The 24,929-nt window shown below is 64.5% G+C and carries 24 protein-coding genes; 10 read left to right on the top strand and 14 right to left on the bottom strand.

Annotated features, from left to right (window positions below; all coding sequences use genetic code 11):
• Positions 1-4: 4 nt before the first annotated feature.
• The 4 genes from XW59_RS17280 to XW59_RS17265 are packed head-to-tail and all read right to left on the bottom strand — an operon-like array spanning position 5 to position 4,591.
• Complete coding sequence (locus tag XW59_RS17280; protein ID WP_047146442.1) at positions 5-1,663, bottom strand: ABC transporter ATP-binding protein; 1,659 nt, start codon at positions 1,661-1,663, stop codon at positions 5-7.
• Complete coding sequence (locus tag XW59_RS17275) at positions 1,660-2,481, bottom strand: ABC transporter permease (protein ID WP_047146443.1); 822 nt, start codon at positions 2,479-2,481, stop codon at positions 1,660-1,662. The genes XW59_RS17280 and XW59_RS17275 overlap by 4 nt, the downstream gene beginning before the upstream one ends.
• On the bottom strand, positions 2,478-3,422 hold the full coding sequence (locus XW59_RS17270; RefSeq protein WP_047146444.1) for an ABC transporter permease: 945 nt from the start codon (positions 3,420-3,422) through the stop codon (positions 2,478-2,480). Before XW59_RS17270 ends, XW59_RS17275 begins: the two co-directional genes overlap by 4 nt.
• A gap of 2 nt (positions 3,423-3,424) precedes the next feature.
• A complete protein-coding gene (locus XW59_RS17265) occupies positions 3,425-4,591 on the bottom strand; it encodes a C45 family peptidase (protein ID WP_047146445.1) in 1,167 nt (388 codons plus the stop codon).
• Positions 4,592-4,783: 192 nt separating this feature from the next.
• Between XW59_RS17265 and XW59_RS17260 the strand changes: the two genes are divergently transcribed.
• Positions 4,784-5,698, top strand: a complete 915-nt coding sequence (locus tag XW59_RS17260; RefSeq protein WP_047146446.1) for a GntR family transcriptional regulator — start codon at positions 4,784-4,786, stop codon at positions 5,696-5,698.
• Positions 5,699-5,903: 205 nt separating this feature from the next.
• Here the strand turns inward: XW59_RS17260 and XW59_RS17255 are convergent, their stop codons facing one another.
• Positions 5,904-6,491, bottom strand: coding sequence for a thiamine pyrophosphate-dependent enzyme (locus XW59_RS17255; RefSeq protein WP_047146447.1), 588 nt, complete (start codon positions 6,489-6,491; stop codon positions 5,904-5,906).
• A 5-nt stretch (positions 6,492-6,496) separates the two neighbouring features.
• Entirely contained in the window at positions 6,497-7,042 is a 546-nt protein-coding gene (locus XW59_RS17250; RefSeq protein ID WP_047146448.1) for a thiamine pyrophosphate-binding protein, read from the bottom strand.
• 106 nt (positions 7,043-7,148) lie between these two features.
• Between XW59_RS17250 and XW59_RS17245 the strand changes: the two genes are divergently transcribed.
• The 5 genes from XW59_RS17245 (at position 7,149) to XW59_RS17225 (ending at position 12,778) form a co-directional block, all read left to right on the top strand.
• Positions 7,149-8,084: a LysR substrate-binding domain-containing protein gene (locus XW59_RS17245; RefSeq protein ID WP_047146449.1), complete on the top strand. Its 936-nt coding sequence runs from the start codon at positions 7,149-7,151 to the stop codon at positions 8,082-8,084.
• A 117-nt stretch (positions 8,085-8,201) separates the two neighbouring features.
• Positions 8,202-9,362, top strand: a complete 1,161-nt coding sequence (locus XW59_RS17240) for an acyl-CoA dehydrogenase family protein (RefSeq protein ID WP_047146450.1) — start codon at positions 8,202-8,204, stop codon at positions 9,360-9,362.
• A gap of 14 nt (positions 9,363-9,376) precedes the next feature.
• A complete protein-coding gene (locus tag XW59_RS17235) occupies positions 9,377-10,510 on the top strand; it encodes a CaiB/BaiF CoA-transferase family protein (RefSeq protein WP_047146451.1) in 1,134 nt (377 codons plus the stop codon).
• A gap of 31 nt (positions 10,511-10,541) precedes the next feature.
• Positions 10,542-11,369 (top strand): MaoC family dehydratase N-terminal domain-containing protein, encoded by an 828-nt coding sequence (locus XW59_RS17230; RefSeq protein WP_246666119.1) that lies wholly within the window; start codon positions 10,542-10,544, stop codon positions 11,367-11,369.
• Positions 11,370-11,407: 38 nt separating this feature from the next.
• Positions 11,408-12,778 (top strand): MmgE/PrpD family protein, encoded by a 1,371-nt coding sequence (locus tag XW59_RS17225; protein WP_047146646.1) that lies wholly within the window; start codon positions 11,408-11,410, stop codon positions 12,776-12,778.
• A 28-nt stretch (positions 12,779-12,806) separates the two neighbouring features.
• On the opposite strand, the gene XW59_RS17220 is transcribed toward XW59_RS17225, so the two are convergent.
• The 7 genes from XW59_RS17220 to XW59_RS17190 all read right to left on the bottom strand — a co-directional run bounded on the left by XW59_RS17220 (position 12,807) and on the right by XW59_RS17190 (position 19,378).
• Positions 12,807-13,670: an NADPH-dependent oxidoreductase gene (locus XW59_RS17220; RefSeq protein WP_047146453.1), complete on the bottom strand. Its 864-nt coding sequence runs from the start codon at positions 13,668-13,670 to the stop codon at positions 12,807-12,809.
• Positions 13,671-13,735: 65 nt separating this feature from the next.
• Positions 13,736-15,085: an LLM class flavin-dependent oxidoreductase gene (locus XW59_RS17215; RefSeq protein WP_047146454.1), complete on the bottom strand. Its 1,350-nt coding sequence runs from the start codon at positions 15,083-15,085 to the stop codon at positions 13,736-13,738.
• A gap of 20 nt (positions 15,086-15,105) precedes the next feature.
• Positions 15,106-16,056 carry an amidohydrolase family protein gene (locus tag XW59_RS17210; protein ID WP_052958201.1) on the bottom strand — a complete coding sequence of 317 codons (951 nt, stop codon included), beginning with the start codon at positions 16,054-16,056 and terminating at the stop codon, positions 15,106-15,108.
• Between the two features lie 14 nt (positions 16,057-16,070).
• Positions 16,071-16,541: a tetratricopeptide repeat protein gene (locus XW59_RS17205; RefSeq protein ID WP_047146455.1), complete on the bottom strand. Its 471-nt coding sequence runs from the start codon at positions 16,539-16,541 to the stop codon at positions 16,071-16,073.
• 24 nt (positions 16,542-16,565) lie between these two features.
• A complete protein-coding gene (locus XW59_RS17200; protein ID WP_047146456.1) occupies positions 16,566-17,339 on the bottom strand; it encodes an ABC transporter ATP-binding protein in 774 nt (257 codons plus the stop codon).
• Positions 17,340-17,386: 47 nt separating this feature from the next.
• On the bottom strand, positions 17,387-18,223 hold the full coding sequence (locus XW59_RS17195; RefSeq protein WP_047146457.1) for an ABC transporter permease: 837 nt from the start codon (positions 18,221-18,223) through the stop codon (positions 17,387-17,389).
• A 60-nt stretch (positions 18,224-18,283) separates the two neighbouring features.
• Positions 18,284-19,378: an ABC transporter substrate-binding protein gene (locus XW59_RS17190; protein ID WP_047146458.1), complete on the bottom strand. Its 1,095-nt coding sequence runs from the start codon at positions 19,376-19,378 to the stop codon at positions 18,284-18,286.
• A 312-nt stretch (positions 19,379-19,690) separates the two neighbouring features.
• On the opposite strand from XW59_RS17190, the gene XW59_RS17185 reads away from it, so the two are divergent.
• The 4 genes from XW59_RS17185 to XW59_RS17170 all read left to right on the top strand — a co-directional run bounded on the left by XW59_RS17185 (position 19,691) and on the right by XW59_RS17170 (position 23,432).
• Positions 19,691-20,488 carry a transporter substrate-binding domain-containing protein gene (locus XW59_RS17185; protein WP_082137638.1) on the top strand — a complete coding sequence of 266 codons (798 nt, stop codon included), beginning with the start codon at positions 19,691-19,693 and terminating at the stop codon, positions 20,486-20,488.
• Positions 20,488-21,081: an SCO family protein gene (locus tag XW59_RS17180; protein ID WP_047146460.1), complete on the top strand. Its 594-nt coding sequence runs from the start codon at positions 20,488-20,490 to the stop codon at positions 21,079-21,081. The genes XW59_RS17185 and XW59_RS17180 overlap by 1 nt, the downstream gene beginning before the upstream one ends.
• 30 nt (positions 21,082-21,111) lie before the next feature.
• Positions 21,112-22,275 carry a cytochrome c peroxidase gene (locus XW59_RS17175; RefSeq protein ID WP_052958202.1) on the top strand — a complete coding sequence of 388 codons (1,164 nt, stop codon included), beginning with the start codon at positions 21,112-21,114 and terminating at the stop codon, positions 22,273-22,275.
• Between the two features lie 143 nt (positions 22,276-22,418).
• Positions 22,419-23,432, top strand: a complete 1,014-nt coding sequence (locus tag XW59_RS17170; protein WP_047146461.1) for a LysR substrate-binding domain-containing protein — start codon at positions 22,419-22,421, stop codon at positions 23,430-23,432.
• Between the two features lie 6 nt (positions 23,433-23,438).
• Here XW59_RS17170 and XW59_RS17165 read toward each other — a convergent pair whose 3' ends face one another.
• Complete coding sequence (locus XW59_RS17165; protein ID WP_047146462.1) at positions 23,439-24,860, bottom strand: FAD/NAD(P)-binding protein; 1,422 nt, start codon at positions 24,858-24,860, stop codon at positions 23,439-23,441.
• Positions 24,861-24,929 lie beyond the last annotated feature (69 nt).

Genomic DNA, 24,929 nt, shown 5'->3' with positions numbered 1-24,929 from the left:
TCCTCTAGTCGGCGAATGCTTTTGCGCCCTGTCCCAACTCGGTGCGCCATCTCAGCTCGACTCCGCCGGCCGGCGTCGTGTCGAGCACGGGGATCGCGCTCAGGAGCCTGCGCGTGTAGTCGTGGCGGGGCCGATCGAGTATCTCGTCACGCGAGCCCTCTTCGACGATCCTGCCCTCGTGCATGACGACGACGCGGTCGGCGATCTGCTCGACCACCGACAAGTCGTGCGTGATGAACAGGCAGGCGAAGCCGAATTGCGACTGCAAATCCGCAAGCAGCTTCAGGATTTGCGCGCGCACGGTGACGTCGAGGGCCGAAACCGCCTCGTCCGCGATCACGAATGAGGGGCGCCTGATCAGCGCGCGGGCGATCGCGACGCGCTGGCGCTGGCCGCCGGACAGCTCGTGCGGAAAGCGCGAGGCGAAGGATGCATTCAGGGCCACGCTCTCGAGCGCTTTCTCCACGCGCGCGGCATGTTCCGACGAAGGGACGTCGTGCAATGCCTGCAGGCCCTCAGCGATCAGCGCGCCGACCTTCATGCGCGGATCCAGCGAGGAGAACGGATCCTGGAAGACCATCTGGCAGTTGCGCCGATAGTCGTCATATCCGGCCGAGCCCGGCCGGATGCCGTGACCGTTGAAAAGCACATGTCCGCCCTGATGGCCGGTGAGACCGGCGATGACCCTTGCCAGCGTCGTCTTGCCGGAGCCCGAGCCGCCCACCACCGCCAGCACCTCTCCCGGACGGATATCGAGACTGACGTCGCGGACCGCATGCTTGACACCACCGCGGCCAAACAGCCCCGAGCGGGCGGCGAAGTCGACCTTCAGCTTCTCGACGGAGACGATCGGCCTCGTCTCCGGCAGCGCGCGCGCCGATGCGCGCATGGGCAGCGATGCGAGCAATTTTCTGGTATAGTCGTGCTTCGGGGCGCCGAGCAGTTCGGCGGTCTCGCCCATTTCCACGATCTCGCCGGTCTGCATGACGACGATCCTGCTGCAATAACGCGCGACCATGGGCAGGTCGTGGCTGATCAGGATGACGGCGGTGCCGAATTCGCGGGTGAGATCGACCAGCAAGTCCATCACGTCGCGCTGGGTGACGGCATCGAGCGCGGTCGTGGGCTCGTCGGCGACCAGCAGGGCCGGTCGCATCAGCATGGCGCTGGCGATCATGATACGCTGACGCATTCCACCGGAGAATTCGTGCGGATAGGCTGCGAGTGCGCGTTCGCCGTCGGCGATGCCGACCCGACGCAGCATGTCGAGCATGCGCGCCTTCCGCTCCTTGCGTCCTATGTTGCCATGAAGCTCCAGGCCTTCCTCGAGCTGGCGCCCGATCCTCATGGCCGGATTGAGCGACGTCATCGGCTCCTGGAACACCATGGTGACGCCGGCGCCGCGCAGCGCCCGCATTTCCGGCTCGCTCATGCCGCTATAGGCCGCTCCCTTGAAGTAGATCTCGCCTGCGGTCATGCTGATCGGCGCCGGAGAGAGGCCCAGAACGGCGCGCCCGAGCATGGTCTTGCCCGAACCGGATTCACCGACGATGCCGACGATCTCGCCGGGCGCGATCGCGAGATTGGCGCCCTTCACGATCTTCGGACCCGTCCGCCCGATTCCCAGGGTCACATCGCGGATTTCGAGAAGCGGGTTGCTCATCCGACGCGTCTCCGCATGCGGGGATCGAGCCGGTCGCGCAGCGCGTCGCCGAGAAGATTGATGCCGAGCAGAGCGAGCGAGATCGTCAGGCCGGGGAAGATCACCAGCCAGACGGCCTGATCGAGAAAGGACCTGCTTCCCGCCAGCATGTTGCCCCAGGTCGGCATCGGCGGCGCGACCCCCAGCCCGAGAAAGCTCAACGCGCTTTCGGCGAGCAGCGTCCAGCCGCACATGGACGTCGCCAACACCGTCAACGGCGCGATGCAGTTGGGCAGTATGTGCCGGCGCATGGTGAAGGAAAGCGAGTTTCCCATCACGTAGGATGCCTCGACGAATTCGCGCTCCCTCAGGCTGAGCACCGTGCCGCGCACGACACGCACCACCGACGACATGTAGACGAGCCCCAGCGACAGGATGATGCCGTTCTCGTTGGCACCGAGGACCGCCAGCAATCCGAGCGCGAAGAGCAGGCCGGGGAATGCCAGCAAGGCATCGTTCAGCGACATGATGATGCGGTCGGGCCAGCCGCGCAGGAAACCGCTGACGATGCCGATGATCGTGCCGGACGAGATCGCCAGGATCACGGTCAGGATGGAGATCTTCACGCTCGCCGAGGCGCCGAGCATCAGCCTGGAGAGCTGGTCGCGACCGAATTCGTCGGTGCCGAGCCAGTAACTCCAGCTCGGCGGCGCCAACCGCGACGCGAAATTCATCGCCAACGGATCGTAGGGCGTCCAGAAAGCGCCGAGGAGAGCCATCGCTCCCACGAGCCCGGTGAGCGCGAGCCCGATGACGAGATTTGGAGCAACAGGCCTCATTGCGCCGTCACCCGCGGATCGAAGATCGGGTAGAGCAGATCCACCATCAGGTTCACCAGCACGTAGATGCCGGCGATGAAGAGCAGGCAGCCCTGGATGACGGGATAGTCGCGCGCGAAGATCGAATCGACCAGCAGACGCCCGAGACCGGGTATGGTGAATACCGTCTCGATGATGGCGACGCCGGCAAGCAGATTGCCGAGGATCAGCCCCAGCAGCGTCCAGGTCGGGCCGAAGGCGTTGCGGAACGCATGGCGCCACATCACCGCGCGCTCCGGCAGGCCCTTTGCGCGCGCATGGGTGATGTAGTCGAGGCCGAGCACCTCCAGCGTCGAGGCGCGCGCCATGCGCAGGATCACGCCGACCTCGTGCAGAAACAGCGTGAAGATCGGCAGGATCAGATAGAAAGCCGCGCCCTTGAAGCTCTCCGAGAAGCTGACATAGCCGACGATGGGCAGCCAGCCGAGCTTGAGGCCGAACAGGAGCAGGAGCAACATGCCCATCCAGAAGGTCGGTACGGACATCAAGAGTGTCGCCGAAGTGACGAGGGCGATGTCGCCGAGCTTGTTCTGCCGCCATGCGGCAAACATGCCCATAGGCACGGCAACGAGGGTGGAGAGGATAACGGCCGGCACCACCACCTGGACGCTGATCAGGAAGCGGCCGATGATCGTCGGCAGCACGGGGTTGCCGGTCGCGATCGAGGTGCCCATGTCCCCTTGCAGCAGAAGCCCGGCCCAGATGAGGAACTGCTGCGGCAGGCTCTTGTCGATGCCGAGCCGTTCGCGCAGTGCGGCAAGCGCGGCCGCATCGCCAGCATCGCCCAGCATCAGGGATGCCGGGTCGCCGGGGATAACCCGAACCAGGATGAAGACGGTGACGCCGACCATGATCAACGTCGGTATCGCCATTGCCATCCGGGTTAGGGCGAAACGCAGCATCGTCAGTCTCCGACCTGGCGGGATGTGGCCCTCGCCCCCGCATCCGCCGGCAGCGCTTTCGCGTCATCCAGCACATAGGTCAGGAATTCGCGATTGAGCGCCGGAAGGGCCGCCACCTCCATGAAGCCTTCCGATGCATCGATGACGATCATGGCCACGGTGGTGGAGATGTTGCTGGTCTCGTTCTCTCGGGGAGGACGGCAGACCGAATAGGGAGTGAGAAAATCGTCGAAGAACGCGGCTTTCAGGTCGGCGCGCGCCAGCGCCTCGCCGCCAGCCTCGAGCAGGCGCCGCACGCGCCAGTCGCGATAGTAGCTTTCGGGTACCCACGGAATGCCGGTGTCGCGCAGCTTGGCAAGCGCCACGGGACTGACCCAGTGATTGGCATGAACGAGCAGGCCGTTTTCAGGAAAGATCGGAAAGGCTTCATCCGGCGCGCATTCGAAATCGATGCCGAAGCCCGCGGACGTCGCGATCATGATGTTGTTGGAGCAGGATTTCGGCGTCGTCGCCACCGCCTTGATCGCGCGCGCGAAATGCTCGTTCTGCAGCACCTTGCGGCGGATTGCGCCGAGCGGCACCCCCTGCTGCGTGAAATCGCGCTCGCATTCGAGATAATTTGCGGTGATCGACGTGCCGGATGCGTTGAAGCCGCTTCTCGCAAGCCCTCCTGCCTCGACGAAAGTCACGAAATCGGGGCCGTGCTCCTGCCTGACCCTCAGCACGATGCCAGTCTCGGCGCATTCGTAGCGCCAGTCCCAGTTCTGCCCGTGGATCAGGCGCCCGGTTGCGCTGCGCTCGGGCATGATGAGCGCGCAGGTGCATCCGTCGTCGGGCTCTTCCGGTTCCGGCTTGTCCAGCTCGGCCCGCGCCGCCGCGACGATCTCGGTGCGCGCATTGATCATTACGATGTCCTCGAAGGCGGCGCCCGAGCCCTCGGCGATGCCCTGCATCTCCTCGACATAGGTTTCGTCGAACTCGCCGATGCGGTCGGCATAACCGTGGATCAGCGCGAGCTTGCGTTCGGCGGGCAGTCCGAGCTGGTCGAGCGAGCCGGCGTAGAACTCCGCGCTGCGCCTGATGCGCCCGGAAAGAAGCACGCCGTACTGGCGGCCGCGCTCATAGGCCGATCCTGTAACCGTAATGAAGGGAAATGGCTCGACGGGCATCGGTGCTCCACGGAACAACAAAGGCAATTTGTTCGTTCTTTATTTGCACACAAAACATATGTCTAGCCGGATAGGAAAAATTTTTGGCTTATCCATCTTTATTGTGCATTTGAATAAGCACAGCTCATTCGCTATCTTGAACACGCTTCGACAAAGACCCGGCCGCCATAAGCGACTGAATCCAGAGGTTCAATGACAGTTTCATCAGACGTTTCGGAACAGCTTGCGTCCCTCAGCGGCCTTCAGTCCGAAATCGCCAGGAAGGTCCTCGGCCTCATCGGTCAGGGCCGCTGGGCGCCGAAGGAGAAGGTCTCGGATTCCGCCCTCGCCCGGGAGTTCGGCGTATCGCGAACCCCCGTCCGGCAAGTGCTCCAGGTGCTGACATCGCAGGGATTGCTCGAACAGACGGAAACGCGCGGCTTCCAGCTGGCGCGCATCCTGGACGACGGGGAGAGTATCGGGAAAATCGTGCCTCCGTCCGAAAGCGAGAGCCTCTACAACCGTCTGATGAGCGCGCGTGCCGCCGGCAAAATCCCGGAAGAGGTATCTGAAACGGAGCTGGTCGAGGAATTCGCCACCACGCGCGGCGCAATCAGGCGGGTGCTGATCCGCATGTCGGACGAGGGTCTCGCAAGCCGTCGCGCCGGCCATGGCTGGCGGTTCGCCGAATGCCTCGTCAGCAAGGAGGCGGTTGACGAAAGCTATCAGTTCCGTCTGATCATCGAATGCGGCGCGCTGCTGGTGCCGGATTATAAGCCCGACAGCGGCCAGATAAAATCGCTCGAACGCGATCAGCGCGGCATTCTGGAACGCCCCTTCCGCGCCATCAGCCGTACCGACTGGTTCAGCGTCAATGCCAATTTCCACGAGACGATCGTCTCATGGTCGGGCAATCGCTTCCTCGTGCAGAGCCTGCAGCGCCAGAACAGCCTGCGCAGGATGACGGAGCTGACCGACTTTTCACGTCTCAGCAAGACGCGGCTCAACGAGGCCTGCAAGGACCATCTCGGCATATTGGAGGCGATCGCGGGAGGCGATTACAAATTCGCAGCCGCGCTCCTGCATCGCCACATCACGCGCGCCAGCCAGGACGAGCCGGACAGCTGAAGCCACGGCTCATTTCTGGCCGCAAAGCGGCATTCACCCTGGCGTAGGACATGGCTCTCGTCCACCGACGCGTGGTGGATGAAGGCCGCTGGCAGCCGACCATGGTCAAAGCCGCAGCCCTAGCCTGAATGAGCGGACGTCTTTCCCGCCCTTCCAGCAATCCTGTGGCAGACCGTGGCTGCGCCCCCCGGGCCTTTTTCAAGCCTCAACAGGTAGCGAGGCCGAGATGTCGTCGGAAGCGGTTCTTCACTTCGACCGCATCGCGTGGCGGCAAGGAACGCGGAAGGTTCTCTGCCGAGATCTTGAGCACGAAGAGCCGCGGCCCCTCGGCGGACTCGCGCAACCGCCCGCATAACGAATCCACCTCGTCCAGCGTGCGCAGCTCGGCGGCTTCGGCGAAACCGCAGGATGACGCCACCTTGTCGAAGGCTATGCCACGGCCGGTGTGGCTTGCCTGCATCCCCGTCTCGCCGAAATGCTGGTTGTCGAGCACGATCACGTCGAGGTTCCTTGGCCGGGCGACCGAAATCGTCGCCAACGCCCCGAAGGCCATCAATTGCTCGCCGTCACCGGTTATGACCATCACCTGCCTGCCCGGCTGCGCCTGGGCAAGGCCGAGCCCGACGAGCGCGGCACCGCCCATCGCGCCCCAGAGGTAGTAGTTGTCGTCACGATCACCGGCCGCGTGGACATCGTAGCTCGGCGAGCCGAGGCCGGTGACCACGAGCGCATCACCGCGTGCGTCGAGAAGCTTTTTGACCGCGGCGCGGCGGTCCATCGTCGATGACGTCATGAGGCTCACCACTTCTTCCTGCCCAGAAGGCGCTGCCCGATCAGCACGGCGATCTGCTGGTCGGCGTCGAAAGCCATCGTCGCCGCCTGCGCCACGGTTTCGACGAGGTCGGGTCCGCTCTCCGCACGCAGCACGGTGACGCCGATCGCCTTCAACGCCGATTCGGTCGCCTGGCCCATCGGCACCTGCCACGGGTTGAACTCGGCCCATTCGCCGCGCATCGTGACGAGCACCAGAAGCGGGATGCGCGCGTGCACCGGCAGCGAGAGCATGTTGATGCAATTGCCCACGCCGGAAGATTGCATCAGCACCACGCCACGCTTTCCGCCAAGCCAGGCGCCCGCGGCGATCGCGATGCCTTCCTCTTCGGTGGTCAGCACATTGGTGACGACGTCCGGGTCGGCGCTAAACAGCCTGATCAGCGTCGAGTGACCGGCATCCGGCACGTAGGACATCTGGCTGATGCCTGCGGATTTGAGCGTCTCGTAAAGCTCGATCGGCCACTCGGTGGCCAAATCACGATCCTCGGAAATGACTTCAGCGGCACTCACGGCTCGCCTCCTTGCAGGTTCGTCGGCACTTCCGCCTCTATGCCTTGCCGAACACGACTACACATCGACCCTTTTTCACGATCAGATATACCGATATTCTATAGCAATGGACATTTCCCAGCTTCGCACCCTCATCCACGTGGCCGAGCTCGGCAGCCTGTCGAAGGCCGCGGACCGTTTGCATATCGCCCAGCCAGCGCTCAGCAGGCAGATTCGGCTGCTCGAAGAGGAGCTTGGCGCGCGCCTCTTCGACCGACATGGCCGCGGAATGATCATCACGAACAAGGGCGAGGACGTGCTGCGCCACGCCTTGCGGGTCATGGCGGAGCTCGAAGAGATGCGCGCGGCGGTGGCGGACGAGAACGCGCCGCTACGAGGCCATGTCTCGATCGGACTGCCTCCCACCGCCAGTGACATCCTGTCGGAACCGCTGGTCTCCGCCTTCCGCGACACGCATCCGGAAGCCACCCTGCGGATCGTCAGCGCCTATTCAGGCTACCTGTTCGATTGGCTGCACCGTGGAGAGGTCGACGCAGCGATCCTTTACGATCCAAAATCGGCGCGGACGCTGCGTGTCCAGCCGCTTCTCGAGGAAGCGCTCTTTTTGATCGGCCCTCCGCAATCCGCTCTTTCGCCGGATCAGCCCGTGGAGTTCGCCGATCTGGAGAACCTGCGTCTCCTGTTGCCGAGCAACAGTCATGGCTTGCGCATCATCGTCAATCGCTATGCCGAGGAAGTCGACATCCGCCTGAACGTCAAGGTCGAGGCCGATAGCTATTCGACCCTGAAATCGCTGGTGCACAGCGGCCACGGGTTCACCGTCCTCCCGCTGGCACCGATGCACGAAGAACTCACGACAGGCAGGCTTCGCGCGGCTCCGCTGATCAACCCGGTGCCGCTGCGCCGGCTGATCATGTCCTATCCCACCGATCGCCCGACACCGAGGCTCGCGCGCTTTGCCGGGCAGGTCATCGCTTCCACCATCGGCTTGCTGGTCGAGCAGGGCGTCTGGTCCGGCAGGATACTAGAAGCCGGAGGTTGAAACGCAACCACCCCGCCGCTTATAAAATTCCAGCATAGCTGATCTTGCCAATCGGTCGTTGTCGCAACGGGCGAACGGCCGCTAACAAGGGACGTGTCGCGAGGAGCCAACGGGGACATGAGCCAAGCCATCGATGCCTATTCGGATATCCGCGAAGCGGTCGCCAGGCTTTGCGCGCGGTTTCCCGGGGAATATTGGCGCTCGCTCGATCGGGAGATGGCTTATCCGCAGGCCTTCGTCGACGCACTGACCGAAGCCGGCTGGCTTTCCGTCCTCATCCCGGAAGAGTATGGCGGTGCCGGCCTGCCGCTTTCGGCCGCCGCCGCGGTGCTTGAGGAAATCCAGCACACAGGCTGCAATGGCGGCGCCTGCCACGCGCAGATGTACACGATGGGCACCTTGCTGCGCCATGGCTCAAAAGCGCAAAAGCAGCGCTACCTGCCGAGCATCGCCGCCGGAGATTTGCGCCTTCAGGCCTTCGGTGTGACCGAACCCACAAGCGGTACCGACACCTCGGCGTTGAAGACCACGGCGAGGTTGGAAAATGATCGTTACGTGGTGAACGGCCAGAAGATCTGGACCAGCCGGGCCGAACATTCGGATTTGATGCTCCTTCTCGCGCGAACCACGCCATACAGCGAAGGCATGAAACGCACGGACGGGCTGTCGGTGCTGCTCGTCGACATGCGCGAGGCCAAGGGCAACGGACTCACCATCCGCCCGATCAGGACCTTGATGAACCACGCGACGACCGAAATTTTCTTCGACAACGTGCCGGTCCCGGCGGAAAACCTCATCGGCGAAGAGGGCAAGGGCTTTCGCTACATCCTCTCCGGCATGAACGCCGAACGCATCCTCATCGCGGCGGAATGTGTGGGCGACGCCAAATGGTTCATCGACAAGGCGGGGGGCTATGCGAGGGACCGCATCGTTTTCGGCCGGCCGATCGGACAGAACCAGGGCGTCCAGTTCCCGATCGCCAAGGCCTATGCGAACATGCGGGCGGCCGAACTGATGGTGCGGGAGGCGCTCAGCCTCTACGAAGCCGGCAAGAACCCCGGCGCGGAAGCGAACATGGCCAAGATGCTGGCGGCCGACGCCTCTTTCGAGGCGGCCAATGCCTGCATCCAGACACATGGCGGCTTCGGCTTTGCCGAGGAATACGACGTCGAACGCAAGTTCCGCGAGACGCGCCTCTATCAGGTCGCGCCGATCTCGACCAATCTGATCCTGTCGTACCTGGCCGAGCACGTGCTCGGCCTCCCGCGCTCGTATTAGGAGAACCGCTTCGGATGCTCTCTGATCCTGCCCGACCGCTGGACGGCCTGCTCGTCATCTCGATCGAGCAGGCGGTCGCCGCTCCGCTCTGCACCGTGCGGCTTGCCGATGCCGGCGCCCGCGTCATCAAGATCGAGCGGCTGGAGGGGGAAACCGCACGGCATTACGATTCGACGGTCGAAGGAATGTCGGCCTATTTCGTGTGGCTCAACCGCGGTAAGGAAAGTGCCGCACTCGACCTCAAGTCGGAAGCCGATCTCGAACTGCTCTACCGCATGGTCGCGAAGGCGGACGTTCTCGTCCAGAACCTCGCACCGGGCGCCATCGATCGGCTCGGACTTTCCAAAGAGATGATCGCCGCCCGGTTTCCGCGCCTGATCGCGGTGAGCATCGTCGGCTATGGCCAGGACACGCCCTATGCAGCCATGCGCGCCTACGACCTGCTGGTGCAGGCCGAAAGCGGGCTGTGCGCCGTCACCGGAACGCTCGACACACCCAGCAAGGTCGGCGTGTCGGCCGCCGATATCGCCACCGGGATGAATGCCCATGCGGCCATCCTGGAAGCGCTGATTGCCCGGGAGAAGACCGGCCGAGGGCGCGCCATGGAGATCTCCATGTTCGACGGCATGGCGGACTGGATGGCGGTTCCGCTGCTGCACTATGAACATGCGGGCCGCGAAACCGGCCGCCACGGCCTCGCGCATGCATCGATCTATCCCTACCGGCCCTACACGTGCCGCAGCGGCGGCGCCGTCGTCATCTCCATCCAGCAGAACAGCGAATGGAAGCGTTTCTGTACGGCGGTCCTGCAGCGCCAGGACCTCCTTGCAGACGAGCGCTTCACGACCAACGCCTCGCGGGTCGCCAATCGCGAGGCACTCGACCTGGAAATCGATCCGGTCTTTGCCGCGATGGACCGCGACGAGGCCATCGCTCGCCTCGACCAAGCCCAGATCGCCTGGGGCAGGCTCACCGAGATACGCGACCTGCCGCGGCACAAGGCGCTTCGGCGGATCGAGGTCGACTTGCCGGACGGAAAACGGATCGCCGTGCCCAAACCGGCCGGACGGGCATCCCCGGGCGCGGTTTCGTCCGTCCCGGCACTCGGCGCCGACACGCACCGGCTTCGCACCGAGTTCGCGGGCTGAAAAAGAGGAGCTCTTCATGCATTCCGATGCCGTGGACCTGCAGGACTGGATCGGCCGGACGAGCGAGGCTGAGGATATCGTGACGCCCCGCCTCCTCGCAAGCTTCAGCGCAATGCTCGCACCGCATCTGGCCGCGTCCAGCGAGGGCGAAGCACCTGTCGGGCTGCACTGGTGCCTGGCTCCAGAAATCGCCGAGGCCCGTGAACTGGGAGACGACGGCCATCCCGCCAAGGGCGGATTCCTGCCCCCTGTTCCGCTTCCGCGGCGGATGTGGGCGGCCGGCGATCTCCGGTTTCTCGCGCCGCTAAGGCCTGGCGATCGCGTGCGGCGGCGTTCCACCGTCAGCAAGATCGAGGAAAAGCATGGGCAGTCCGGCCGGCTCGTTTTCGTCACCGTCCGACATGAAGCGGAAAACGAAAACGGTCCCGTCATCGATGAGGATCACGTGATCGTCTACCGCGAGGCGGGCGGGCCGAGCCGGCCAGCGCCTGCGGCAGCTTCACCGACGGAGCCAGCACCTCACCAGCAGGAAATCGAGATAGATCCCGTCCTTCTGTTTCGCTACTCGGCCCTCACCTTCAACGGCCACCGGATCCACTACGACGCGCCCTATGCGCGCGAGGTGGAGGGCTATCAAGGGCTCGTCATTCACGGCCCGCTGCAGGCGACCTTGCTGATGAACTTCGCCGCCACCATAGGCGGCCGGGCGCCGCGGCGTTTCTCCTTCCGCGGCGTGCATCCGGCGACCGGAACGCAAAAACTGCTGCTACGGGCGACGCCGGGCGAGGATGACAGCCTTGCACTGGAGGTGCTGGCGGCCGACGGCCATATCACGATGAAAGCAGCGGCGCGGTGGTAAGGCAGAGTTCTTCAACGATGAATGAACAGGAAAAGATCATGTCCGAGACGGAGCAGCCGCCCACATATGCGCTTTGCGATTTCGTCGCCCGCCTCGACTTTGCAGATGTCCCGCCACGCGTCATCGAGTTCGCGAAAGGATTGATGATCGACTGGCTGGGTTCGGCCCTCGCCGGCAAGGGATCGCGGCAGGTGGAAATCCTCGAGGCGTTTGAACGTTCGATGGGACCCGAGACCGGCCCGAGCGTCATCATTCCGAGCAGGCGGCGGACCAGCCCCTATTTCGCGGCCATGATCAACGCGGCGGCTTCCCATGTGGTCGAACAGGACGACGTCCACAACGGTTCCGTCTTTCACCCGGCGGCAGTGATTTTCCCCGCGGTTTTTGCCGCCGCCGAAGCAGAGAAGAGGACGGGGAAGGAAATCCTGGTCGCCTGCATAGCGGGCTACGAGGTGGGCATCCGCGTCGGCGAATTCCTCGGCCGCTCGCACTACGAAATCTTCCACACCACCGGAACGGCGGGCACCGTGGCCGCCGCCGCTGCCGTCGGCAAATTGCTCGGCCTGGACGCCGCCGGCCTCAACCACGCGCTCGGCTCCGCCGGCACCCAGGCGGCGGGGCTCTGGGAATTCCTGCGCGACGCCGCCGATTCGAAACAGCTTCACACCGCGAAGGCAGCCGCCGACGGGCTGATGGCGGCGCATCTTGCCCGCGACGGTTTCAAGGGCGCCTCCCGCATCCTCGAAGGCAGGCAAGGCATGGCCGCGGGCATGTCGAGCGATGCCGACCCCACAAGGCTGACCGATGGTCTCGGCAGCCGCTGGGCGACGGAAGAAACCTCCTTCAAATGGCATGCATCCTGCCGTCACACGCATCCGGCGGCCGATGCGCTCCAAGTCCTGATGGCGCGGGAAAAATTGAACGCCGCCGACGTCGCCGAGGTCGTCGCGCACGTTCATCAGGGCGCCATCGACGTCCTCGGCGCGGTCGACGAACCGCGAACCGTCCATCAAGCCAAGTTCTCGATGGGCACGGTTCTCGGCTTGATCGCCGTTCACGGACGCGCGGATCTCGATGCCTTCGAACGCCACGCGCTTTCGGACGAACGCATCGCCCACTTCCGCTCCAAGGTTGTAATGGAGCGCGACGAGGAGGTGGACGCACTCTATCCGCGGCGCTGGGTGGGAAAGCTCAGCGTGAGGACGGCCGACGGACGCTCCTTCGCCGCCCGAGTCGACGAGCCCAAGGGCGACCCCGGCAACACGCTGACGAAGGAGGAACTGGAGGCAAAGGCCATCCGGCTCGCGGAATTCCGCAATGGAGCGACGGCCGAGGAGATGCGCAACCTGATCGCGCGCGTATGGAAGCTGGACGCTGTCGACGGCTATGCCGACATTCTGCCGCGATGAGGATCAAGCAGGGTCAGGCCGCCGGCCTTCACCGAAGGGGGAAGCCCAGCCTGCCCAGCACATCGCGCAGCACGTGCCGACCCTTCAGCGATGCCACCGTGCGCAACCGCGCGACGACAAGATCCGACCAGGACGATGGGTCGAGCCCCTGATTCACCCGAAATGCCCGCGTATGGTGATCATGCCGCGCGATGGCGTCGAGTTGAGCCTCACGCGAATATGCCTCGCGATGCAGCACCGCTTCCTGCGGCAGGCGCGGCTTCACCTCCGCCCGTACGGCCGGATCGGGATAGCCGATCACGAGACCGAAGACCGCGTAGCTGCGGGGCGGCAGACCGACTTCGGCGGCGACGTCCGCCGGGTGGTTGCGCAACGCGCCTATGTAGACCGTGCCGAAGCCCAGGGATTCGGCCGCGACGACGGCGTTCTGGGCGGCGAGCGCCGCATCTATGGATGCGATCAAGAAGGTTTCCGTGAAGTCGAGCCCCTCCAATTGCAGGTCGCGCTCGGCGGCGACATCGTGATGCCGGGACAGATCGGCGACGAAAACGAGGATCAGCGGGGCATCGACGATATGCTTCTGGCCACCGGCAAGCGCCGCCAGCCGCGCCTTTCGATCCCGATCCTCCACGGCGACGACGCTCCACGCCTGGACGTTGGAGGAGGTCGGCGCCGACTGGGCCGCGGCAACGATCGTCTCGACGGTACCCGCCGGCAGCGGATCGGACAGAAAGGCCCTCACCGACCGGTGACCGAGCAGCACGCCGAGCGTTTCGTTCCACGACCCGCCGATTTCGGGAAAATCCTCGCCGTAGCGCCGGAGAACCGCGTCGCGAACTGCTGGCGGTCGCGCTTCCTCGCGAGCCGGTTGGAGGGCGTGTGCAGTGGTCATGCAGGTCTCCTACAATCAATTCTATCGCTTCGAGAGCCGAGAGTCGGCGCTACATTACCGATCCCCTATTCGGCGGCCAACCCGGCACTCGCACGGGCTATCCGCGACTGTGGAAGGCCGAGATTGCCGCGCAACGTGCTCGCTTCATATTCCGAACGGAACAATCCGCGCCGGCGCAATTCCGGAACCACCAACTCGATGAAGTCGGTCAGCCCGCCCGGCTTGATCGGCGACATGACGTTGAAACCGTCCGCCCCGTAGTTCTCGAAACGCTCCTCCATAAGATCGGCGACCTGCGCCGGCGTGCCCACGACCTGCCAGTGCCCGCGCGCGCCGGCGATGCGCTTGTAGAGCTGCCGGATCGTCAACTTCTCCCGTCGCGCAAGCTTCAGAAGCAGGTCCTGCCGGCTCTTCCCGCCGTTCGTTTCGGGCAGATCGGGAACCGGCCCGTCGAGCGGATAGGCGGAAAGGTCGGTACCGATCATTCCGGAAAGGAGATCGAGCCCCACCTCGGGCTGGATCAGTTCCTGAAGTTCCTCGAACTTCTCCTCGGCTTCCGACAACGTACGGCCGACGACCGGGAAGATACCCGGCAGCACCTTGAGATCCTCGGCCGCGCGGCCGTAGCGGCCGAGCCGTCCCTTCAGGTCGGCATAGAACCTGACCGCATCTTCCAGCGTCACCTCGGCGGCAAAGACCGCTTCGGCCGTGCGCGCGGCGAGCTCCTTGCCCGGTTCAGACGCACCGGCCTGCACGATCACCGGCTGGCCCTGCGGCGAACGGGGAACGTTGAGCGGCCCGCGCACCTTGAAATGCTTGCCATGATGATCGAGCACATGCACCTTTTCCGGATCGAAATAACGTCCGCTTTTTCTGTCGCGCAGGAAGGCGTCGTCGTCGAAACTCGCCCACAGGCCCGTCACCACATCGGCGAACTCCTCCGCCCGCTCGTACCGGTCCGCATGCAGGATCGCGGCCGAATGGCCGAAGTTGAGCGCCGATTCCGGTTCGCCCGAGGTAACGAGGTTCCAGCCCGCCCTGCCCTTGGAAAGGCGGTCGAGCGACATGAACTGGCGGGCGAGGTTGTAGGGATCGGAATAGCTGGTCGAGGCGGTGGCGATCAGGCCGATATGGCTGGTGACCGCCGCGAGTGCCGAAAGGAGCGTAAGCGGCTCGAAAGGCATGGCGCCGCTGTGCGCCTTGCGGCTGGCTGCCTCGACATTGCGCAGCCTGACGCTGACACCGTCGGCCAGGAACAGCCCATCGAACTTGGCTGCCTCCGCGAGGCGCGCAAGCGTGACATAGTCCTCAAGCTCCACATTGGTGAAGGCTTTCGGGTGACGCCAGGCGGCTACGTGATGGCCGGTGAAATAGAGGAACGCATTGAGCTTGAGCTGTTCACCGCGTCGCGACATCGCATGAAACTCCTTTGGGATCAGTTGAGGGGTTTGGGCGCCAGCAGGCGCAGGCCGTTGAGACTGCCGACCTTGGCGCGGGCCTCCGCATCGAGGCCGGCCGCCGTCAGCGCATTCTCCGCGGCGCGGCTGATCGGACCGTCGCTGACGATCGGCCAGTCACTGCCGGCGAGCACGTTGTCAACGCCGAGAATGTCGACCGCGGCGCGAATGAGTACCGGATCGAAGCCCATCGTGTCGACATGGACGTGGCGGCGCAGGATCGCCCCGATCTCCGGCCTGCGCCCGAATTCGGCACCGAAGCCCGAGGCGAGAACGATGCCGCCGATCGCCAGCGCCGTCACCACCACCTTGAGATCGGCGAGTTCATCGAACACGCCGCCCTCGATGAGCGCGATCAGACTGGCGGAATTGACGGTGCCCCGTGCCAGAAGCGTGCCCAGCCGCCCATAGGGCGCCAACTGCGTCGTAAGCGGCTCCGGGTTGACGGGGTGGACGAAAACGACGACGCCCAGCTCGGCCGCTGCCCGCAGTACCGGACGGGCTTGCGGGGCATCGAGCAGGAGAGCTCCCTTGGCGCTGTCGACGAAGACGCCTCGCAAACCAAGCTCCCGCACCGCGCGATGCAGCTCGCGGGCGGCCGCCTCACCGGCGAAGACATCGACGCTGGCGAGCGCATGGATGCGTCCGGCGTGACGCGCTGAAAGCTCGGCGAGCTGGTCGTTGATGCGGCGGTAAGTATCGTCGTCCGCCTCGGGCGCGAACAACGCCGTCGGCGTGTTGACGACGCGTCCGGCAAGGTCGCCTGCCTCGATGCTTTCCAGCAGCGCCTTCTCGTCGGCGATGCGGCGATGGATCGTCGACCACAGATCCTTCTGCGCGGGCGTGTTTCCGCGCGGCTCGGGCAGCGTCCAGCCAGGATGGACATAGTGGGTGTGAAAGTCGATGAGGGCGGGCCCGGTGGCGTTCATCGCTGGAAATCCTTCTAGCTTTCTGGATTGTCGCGGCCGGCCTGCCGCGCATCGGCTTCTGCAAGCGCCCGCGTGAGGGTATCGAGTTCCGTGCAGCCCTGCGGGCACAGCAGCCGCAGCAGCTCGACATTCGAACGCGCGCCGTCGAGATTGCCGACGGCGATGAAAAGCTCGCCCTGATACTCGATCGCCGGCCGGTGGGTGGGATCGTAGTAAAGCGCCTCGCGATACCAGCGGTCGGCTTCGTCGTAGCGGGCCAGGCTGCGAAGGCTGAAGCCGAGCAGGTTGTAGAGGTCGGCATGACGCACCTCGCCGGTCAGCGCCAGCAATGCATCGGCCGCGGCTTCGTACTCGCCCGAATAGATCTGGGCACGTATCGCCGACAGGTCCGGCACCTCGGTCGAGGGCGGCGTGTCGACGGCGCAGGCCATTCCCGCCGCCGCCAGCCAGCTTGCAACCGCGCCCGCTGAAACACTTAAACGCATCGCTCGTTCTCCTCGCGGCCGCCGTCAGGCCGCCTCGGCATGGACGTACTCGCCCATATGCTCCAGCACCTGCCGCTTGAGATCGACGAAGGCGTGGGTCGCCCGGTCGCGGGGCTGCGGCAGATCGACGTCGAGCTCCCGGACGATGCGGCCGGGGCCGGTATTCATCACCACCACCCGGTCGCTCAGATAGATCGCCTCGTCGACATCGTGGGTAACGAGGATCATCGTCACCTTCTCGGCCCGCCAGATGCGCAGGATCTCTTCTTGCAGACGCACCCGCGTCAGCGCGTCGAGCGCGCCCAGCGGCTCGTCGAGCAAGAGTATCTCCGGACGACCCACAAGCCCGCGAGCGATAGCGGCGCGTTGCGCCATGCCGCCGGAAAGCTGATGCGGGTAGGCGGTCTCGAAGCCTTTTAGCCCGACGAGCGCTATGTGCTCGGCGACCGTGCGCCTCTTCTCGTCTTCGGGAAGTTCGGCGTTCAGCAGCGCGAGGCCGATATTTTCTTCCAGCGTCAGCCAGGGCAGGAGCCGGTGGTCCTGGAAGACGATGCCGCGATCGAGGCTGGTTCCGGAGACGCGCCTGCCGTCGAGCAGGATTTCGCCGCTGTATTCGTCGTCGAGCCCGACGATCAGCCGCAGCAGCGTGGACTTGCCGCAGCCGCTTGGGCCGACGAGGCTTATGAAGGAACCGGGTTCCACCTTGAGGTCGACATCGTCCAGCACGTCGAGCCGCTGACCGTCTACCTCGTAGTGCTTGCCGACGTTGCGAATGTCGAGACTGCCGCGTTGATTCATGGAAAAGCGTCCTTGTCGTTGTTCAGGGATTTTCGGGAAACGAGGGCTCAGCCCTCGAAACCCTGCTTCCAGCGCAAGACGTAGCGCTGCAGCGCGAGCATGGCGCGATCGATGGTGAAGCCCACGGCACCGATGATGACCATGCAGACCACGAGCTGGTCGGTCAGAAGAAGCCCCTGTGCACGGAAGATGAGGTAGCCGATCCCCTCGAGCCCGCTCAGGCCTTCCGCCACCACCACAAGGGCCCAGGCGACGCCCGCCGAATAGCGCAGGCTGACCATGATCGACGGAACGGCCGCCGGCAGGATCACCTTGCGCACGAGCTGCCAGCGCGTCAGCGTCAGCACGTCGGCCAACTCGATGTAGCGCTTCTCCACGTCGCGGATGCCCTGAAGCGTGTTGAGGAAGACGGGGAAGAACACCGACTTGGCGATGACCAGCACCTTGGCCGGGGCGCCGATGCCCAGCCACAAAACGATCAGCGGCAGCCAGGCGATGCCTGGAATGTGACGGATCGTATCGAAGGTCGGCCCAAGGAAGCGCTCGACATTTCTGGAGAGGCCCGCCGCGATGCCGAGCGCCACGGCCAGCGCCGCGCCATATACGAAAGCCTGGCTTACGATGAGGATGGAGGCGGTGAAGTCGACATGCAGGTTCTGCCTGGTCAGCATCGTCCAGAAAGCCTGCACGGTCGCCAATGGCGAGGGCAGAAAGACGGGCTGGATCCAGCGCAGCGACGTGGCCGTCTGCCACAGCACCAGCAGGCCGAGCGGCAGGACGGCGCCGATCAGGTTCGCGCCACCGAGGAGGCGCGCCAGCCGGGAAGTCAGCGGCTCGGTGCGCGCGGGCGGAGAACGTTCCGCGAGGATGTTCGTTGTGCTCATGGTCGGATTCCGGGGAAAAAGCGCCGCCCAGCCGGATAAGCGGAGGGCGGCCTTGCTCGATCAGTTGTAGACGGAGAACTGGCCGCCGGCGAAGAAGCGCTCGTCGATGAAATCGTCGATTTCGGTATCGCTCAGGCGGCGGTCGACGAGGATGTCGTCGCCGTTCTCGATATACCAGGCCTGGAATTCCTTGAGATTCTCGCGCGCGGCGTCCGGATCGGTCTCGCCCGCCATGAATTCGAAGGTCGAGGGGTCGGTGATCTGGAACTTGGCTATCTCCACGGGAACGCGGGTGCCCTCGGCAATGATCTCCGCCGCCTCGTCGACATTTGCCTGGATCCAGGCCTTGGTGCGTTCATGCGCAACCAGGAAGGCCCTTATCGCTTCGGGATACTTGTCGACGAATTCGCGCATCGCGAAATAGGAAACGCGGCCGGCCCCGTTGACATAGACGCCGTCGTCGGGCGACCGGCCGATGACCTTGACCTCGCCGGAAAGATAGAGCGCGGCGGCGTTGTTGACCGCGAGATGGGCGGCGGTGGCGTCGATCGCCCCGCTCAGCAGCGCGGCGTTGACGGCGGCCGAATTGTCGATCGACTGATAGCGTACCCTGCCCTTCTCCAGGCGCGAGTCGAGCGGCAGGCCGGCCTTGTTCAAAATCTCGAAGGGCGAGGTGAAGTAGCAGCTTATCCGGCTGGACGCGAAGTTCTTGCCGTCCAGATCCTGGATATCGTTGATCGCATCGTCGTTGGCCCGGGCCAGGATCGGGGTGCGGTACTTGTCCGACGGCTCCGACAGCCAGACGATGACGGCATCGAGCCCGTTCGCCCTGTGGACCGTTGCCGGATAGACCATGCGCTGGGCGATCGCTATGGAGCCATGGTCGAGTGCTGCGGATTCGGCACCCACGAGTTCGGCGGAGCCCGACGCGATCAGGTTGATCTTGTCGATGCCGATCTTTGCATACTCCTCCCGGAGGATGCCTTTCTCCTGGGCGACGACCGTCCAGGGTCGCAATTGCAGGTTGATGTAGGGCAGCTTCTCCTTGTCGTCCGCGGCCGCTAATGTCGCGGTGGTGCCGGCGGCGATGCCGGAAACAGCAAGTGTAGCGCCCAGAAGGGCATTGCGGGCAAGCTTCGTCAGGTGTCGTTTCATCTTCCAGCTCCGGTGAACGAGGCAATGTTCATGCCCCGTTGGTAGAGAAGTATTCCGGAGAACGAGAGAAACTATTTCTATGCTTACGGCGAAAATTCCCTTTCTATAAATAATTATTTTGGCAGCAATGAAATTTATAGCATATAGTTTTATATATTTTTCCATATATAGACGGAATTTTCTTCATAACTCATAAGCCCGTTTCGTCCGAACGGCGCGAAGAATTTCTTCCGCCGGACGCTTCTTTTCCTTTCTTTGGAGCTTTCCCCATCCCTGCTAGCCCTCTCCCATGACAACGCATGGGACCCACGGATGAAGGCTGGACACTTGTTGCGCTCGACGCTTGTCGCAAGCGCCGCGGCATTGTCCGGCGCGGCGGCGGCCGGCCTCGGGCAGCCGGACCATCTGCGGATCGGCGTGGCTCATATCGCTCCGGAAATGAAGTCGACCGAATTCCGCGTCTTCACCGACGAAGGTTTCGAGCAGGAGATCGGCCGCAAGATCGCCGCTTCGCTCGGCCTGGAGGTGCGGTTCGTACGGATCGCGCCGGGCGACGGCCGGGATCTGCTGGAGACCGGCGTTATCGACATGGTGGTGGAGCGGGTCGCCTCCGAGGAGCTTGCCCTGTCGCGTCAATCCGCGCTCGACACCGGCTTTGCCTCCGCGATGACGGTTGCCATGCGCGGCGACACCGACATCAGGAACTGGAGCGATCTGGCGGGACGGACCGTTTGCGTGTCGGAGGCAAATCGCGAAGCTCGACGCGTCGCCGCCGGCCATCGCGCCAGGTTGAGGATCGAACGCGCGCCGGCACTGTCGCTGATGCTGGTGCGCACCGGCGAGTGCGACGCCGCCCTCCATGACGAAGCGACGCTTTCAGCCCTGTTCGAACAGGAGGGCTGGCAAAAGTTCTCGGCGACGCTGGAGCCCATCGAGCCTTCGTCCTTGGTTGTGGAGACGGCTGCCGCCAATGAAACGCTGCGCGGCGACGTGGCGGCCGCCCTCGCCTCGCTATCGACCAGCGAACAGTGGGAGGCGCGGCTTTCACGCTGGGCCCGCAACGTTTCCTTCGAAGTCTATCTGGAACAGGACGCACCGGATTGTCACTGATGAGCACAGTTCTCCTTCGTCTCTGCGCCGTGTTCGGCGTTTCGCTTCTCCTCGCCATTCCGGCCGCCGCACAGCAGCAATCAGGTTCGGATATCGGCGGCCCGTTCGAATTGCAGGGGGTGGACGGAGCACGCTTCGGCAGTGTCGATCTCAAGGGCAAGCCCTACGCGCTGTTCTTCGGTTTCACCAATTGCCCGGAAGTGTGCCCGATGGCGCTTGCGGAGATGAGCTTCAGCCTCGCTGCCCTCGGCGAGGACGCCGACCGCCTCACGCCCGTCTTCGTGACTGTGGACCCTGAGCGGGACACGGCCGAACACCTCGATACCTACCTCGAAGCATTCGACGAACGCATCGTCGGTCTTCGCGGCACCGACGACGAGACGGCGGCCGTGGCCGGCGCTTTTCGAGCGACCTATCGCAAGGTGCCGACTTCCGGAGACGACTACACCATGGATCACACCGCGATCATTTATCTCATCGACGCTAATGGCGCGTTCTTCGACAAGATCGACTACCGCGAGGATCATGAAGCCCAGCTCGCGAAATACCGCCGGTTGATTGCGGCCCACGAAACTGGCCATCACGAGCATTGACGCTCGCCACCTGAAGACGGCATTCGCGTCTTGGCTTCCCGTCGTTGCGACCGGCAAGATTTTCTTGCGGAGGCCTTTCGGTTTGGGTCGCCGCAGGAATATCGCGGGCTCCTGATCTGGATACTCTTCCGGACGGGAATCGCCCTTCTTGCCCTTGCGGTGTTGGCCGGTTCTGGCGCGCGGGAGCATTCCTATTCCCAAGCCCCGCCACGCCACCTTTCCGAGGCATATCGCGCTCCGCCACATGATTGGCCCGCCGCTCTGGTCGACGCCGACGGCGATTTCATCGAGCTGGGCGCGCTCCAACTTCCCACCCACGTTCGAAGCCGCGATCCCGACGAGGCTCGGCTGGGCCGCGACCTGTTTCACGATCGCTCGCTCTCGGCCGGAAACGACATCGCCTGCGGCGATTGCCATCAGGAAAGTCATGGCTGGAGCGACGGGAAGCCGGCACAGGCTCGCCGCAACACGCCCTCGCTATTCGCAGCCGCCCACCGGCGGGTATTTTCGTGGGACGGACGCCACGAGACCCTGCAGGCGCAAATGCTGGCGCCGCTGACCGACAGGCGGGAAATGGCCAATCCGGACCTGGAAGCAGTGCTCGACAGGCTGCGCAGCGATGCCGTTTATTCTTGGCGCTTTCGAAGCCTGTACGGCGACGAAGGCGTCAATGCCGCGACTTTGGCCAGTGCGTTCGCCGCCTTCGCCGCCCGGATCGAACGGCCGACCCGCTTCGACCATTTCGTGCTGGGCAACTACGATGCGCTCGATCGCGAGGAAATATGGGGGTTGCATCTCTTCCGCACGAAAGCCGGCTGCGCAAACTGCCATTTCGGTCCGCTTCTGACGGACGACCGCTTTCACAATCTCGGCCTTTCGGCTTTCGGCGAGCCGGCGGAAGACCTGGGTCGTTTCGCCGTGACGGGAGAGCCGGACGATGCTGGACGCTTCCGCACGCCCTCGCTACGCCACGTCGCGCGCACGGCACCCTATATGCACAACGGCCATTTCGGCACGCTGGAGGGCGTCATCCATTTCTATGCGCGCGGCGGCGGCGAGGTGTGGGCACGCAACGAGGCGGAGGCCAACCGCCCTCTCCACCGCTTCGCCTCACGGCTTTCCCCGCATCTTCGGCCGCTCGATCTTTCGGTGCTGGAACGACGGGCACTGGCAGCGTTTCTGCGCGCGATCTGATCCGCTTAACTCTATCTATCTAGTAGACATTAGTTTCCACTGCTATGCGAAGAAGCCTCGACAAAAATTCATGTCACCTTCGCGAAGAAAATTTGCAATCGCCGACCTCGCGGTTCCGGGGCTCTTGATGTCCAAATGGACGCATGAACGACAAACGACTCCTTGACCGCCGCAGGACGCCATCGCCCAGCCTCGCCAGGCTGCCGCCGCTGACCGCCTTGCGCGCCTTCGTCGCCAGCGCAAAGCACCTGAGCTTCACCGCGGCCGCCGACGAACTGCATGTCACTTCCGCCGCCATCGGCCAGCAGGTCAGGCTCCTGGAGGATCACCTCGGCCAGTCGCTCTTCCACCGCAATCGGGGGCAGCTCGAGCTTACCGCGACCGGTCGCCTGCTGATGCCCGGCCTGTCGGAAGCTTTCGCGTCGCTTGTCGAATCGATCGCCATGCTCGCCGAGAACGAACCCGCGGTTACGATCCGCATCTCGGTCTCGCCATCATTTGCCAGCAAATGGCTCGTGCCCCGGTTCGACGACCTGAGAAACGCCGCGCCCCACATCGAGGTGCTTGTCGAGGCAACCACGGAACTTGCCGATATCGAAGCCGAGGATGTCGACTGCGTGATCCGCTACGGACCGGACGTCGGATCAGGCCTTGTGGTCGACCGGCTTTTCCCGGAGGCGGTCGTGCCGATCTGCAGTCCCGAGTTCTATCGGAAGTACGGGCTGAACGCGGGCACGCATGCGGCACTCCGCGCGCCATTGATCCACGAGCACGGTCCCGAGCACGACACGAGTTGTCCGGACTGGAACGAATGGCTGCGGAACGAGGGGCTGACGACGCGCCCGGAGGCCGGCGGCGTCAGGGTCAATCTCTCGTCGCTGGTGGTCGACGCGGCGCTTGCCGGAAAGGGGCTCGGACTGGGCAAGCTGCGGCTGTGCGAGGCCGACCTCGCGACAGGACGCCTCGTCGTTCCGTTCGGCGATCCGAGGCCCGTCTATTTCTCCTATTACTTCGCGGCCCTGCCGCACAAAGCCAAGCTGCCACAGGTGGACCTCTTCCGGCGGTGGCTGCGCGGTCAGGCGCTTGCCCTGTCGAGCCTGGAACGGTTCCTCACCCCGTCCACCGATCCAGAACCGCTCGGTATAGTCGCCGAGTAGCCGGGATCACTCGGCCGCGACCGTCTCGAACTCGTGCCCCAGCAGGCGGTCCGCCAGGGCTTTTGCCTGGGTGAGCTGCTCCGGAATCGAGCTCGACTCCCATGCCACCCCCCTCAGCGGGTGGCCGATCGCGCGCAGGCCGGGGATGAGCTCTCCGCGGCGATCGATGATGTCTCCCTCCAGCGTGGCGTCGATGCCGAAGCCGGTCGCGTGCGGGCGCACCAGCCCTCGTTCGAGCAATCGCTGCACGAAGGGGTCGTCGATGCGCCGCCAGTCGTGCTCCTGATGCCCACGACAATCCACCACCGCGTCGAAATCGGCCTGCTCCACTTCTCCGCCGCGCCATCTGATCCGTGCGGCGAGACGATCGCCACGCGGGGAAAGGTCGAGCAACCGGCCCGCCGCGCTGGCGAAGCGGCCTTCGCGTTCAGCCTGCTCCAGCCATTTGCGGGACGGCGGCGCGGCCTGATGAAGCGTTACGTCCCAAAGCGAGCGCAGGTGTCGCGCGAAGCGCACGCGCTCGTCGGTGGAGGCGCCCCGCCAAAGATCCGCGATCCGCGGCCGGAGCACGGAGAGCAGGCTTCGCCAGTCGCCGTTCGCCGCCGCGATCGCGCGTCGTTCGGTCCGGACGCGCCTCAGAAGCTCGCGCGTGGTGCTCGGCAATGGCTGCCCGGCAAAAAAGTCCGGCCATTCCGCAACCTCTCGACGCGCCTGCACGAGGTGCCCCCTCCGGGAAATGACGCGGTAGCCGCCGCGAAAGCCCCGCGCTTCCATGCTGGCCACCACGTCGACCATGCTGAGGCTCGCGCCGATCAGCAGGATGTCGCGCGCGCCGGCTATGCGATCGAGCGCCGCCGGGTTCCAGGGATCGGCAACGAAGCCGGGATGGCCGGCGGCCGCGATTTCCGTGGGCCGCGGCTTCGCCTTGAAGACACCGAGCGCGAGCACGACATCGTCGGCGAGCAACGTTGTTCCGTTCGACAGTTCGACATGCAGGCGCTCCCCCACCCGTCGCACGTCGCTTGCCCTCGCTCGTACATGCTTGAAGGGCGCGCGGCCCGCCGCATCGGCGGCGGCACGCGCGAGTTCTTCTCCGACATAGCTGCCATAGGTCCAGCGCGGGACGAAGGTCTCGCCGGCATTGCCGGCCTCAAGCCACGGCTCGTCGCCGGCATGCCGTTCCAGCCAGCGGACGAAATGATCGGGATCCTCGGCATGCAAGGAAAAGATGCGCGCGGGACCGTTCACGAGATGGACGGTCTCGCGGGTGCTGTAGGCCACGCCCCGACCCGGTTGGTCGCGCTCGTCCACGACGGTGACGGCAAGCGGCGCATTCGCGCCATCAAGAAGCTTTATCGCCGCGACGGCGCCGGCGAAGCCACCCCCGACGATGACGAGCGAGCGCGGAGAAATTGTCCGATAATTCATGAAGGAGTGATCCGGGCTGAAGACCGCAAGGCGGAGTAAATTGCCCGTCCGATCGTAGGCGCGGTGCCC

The organism is Aquamicrobium sp. LC103 (genome assembly GCF_001014615.2).
GTDB lineage: Bacteria > Pseudomonadota > Alphaproteobacteria > Rhizobiales > Rhizobiaceae > LBCQ02.
The sequence above is the reverse complement of the archived record's forward strand: the minus strand, read 5'-3'. Positions and strand labels throughout refer to the sequence as shown.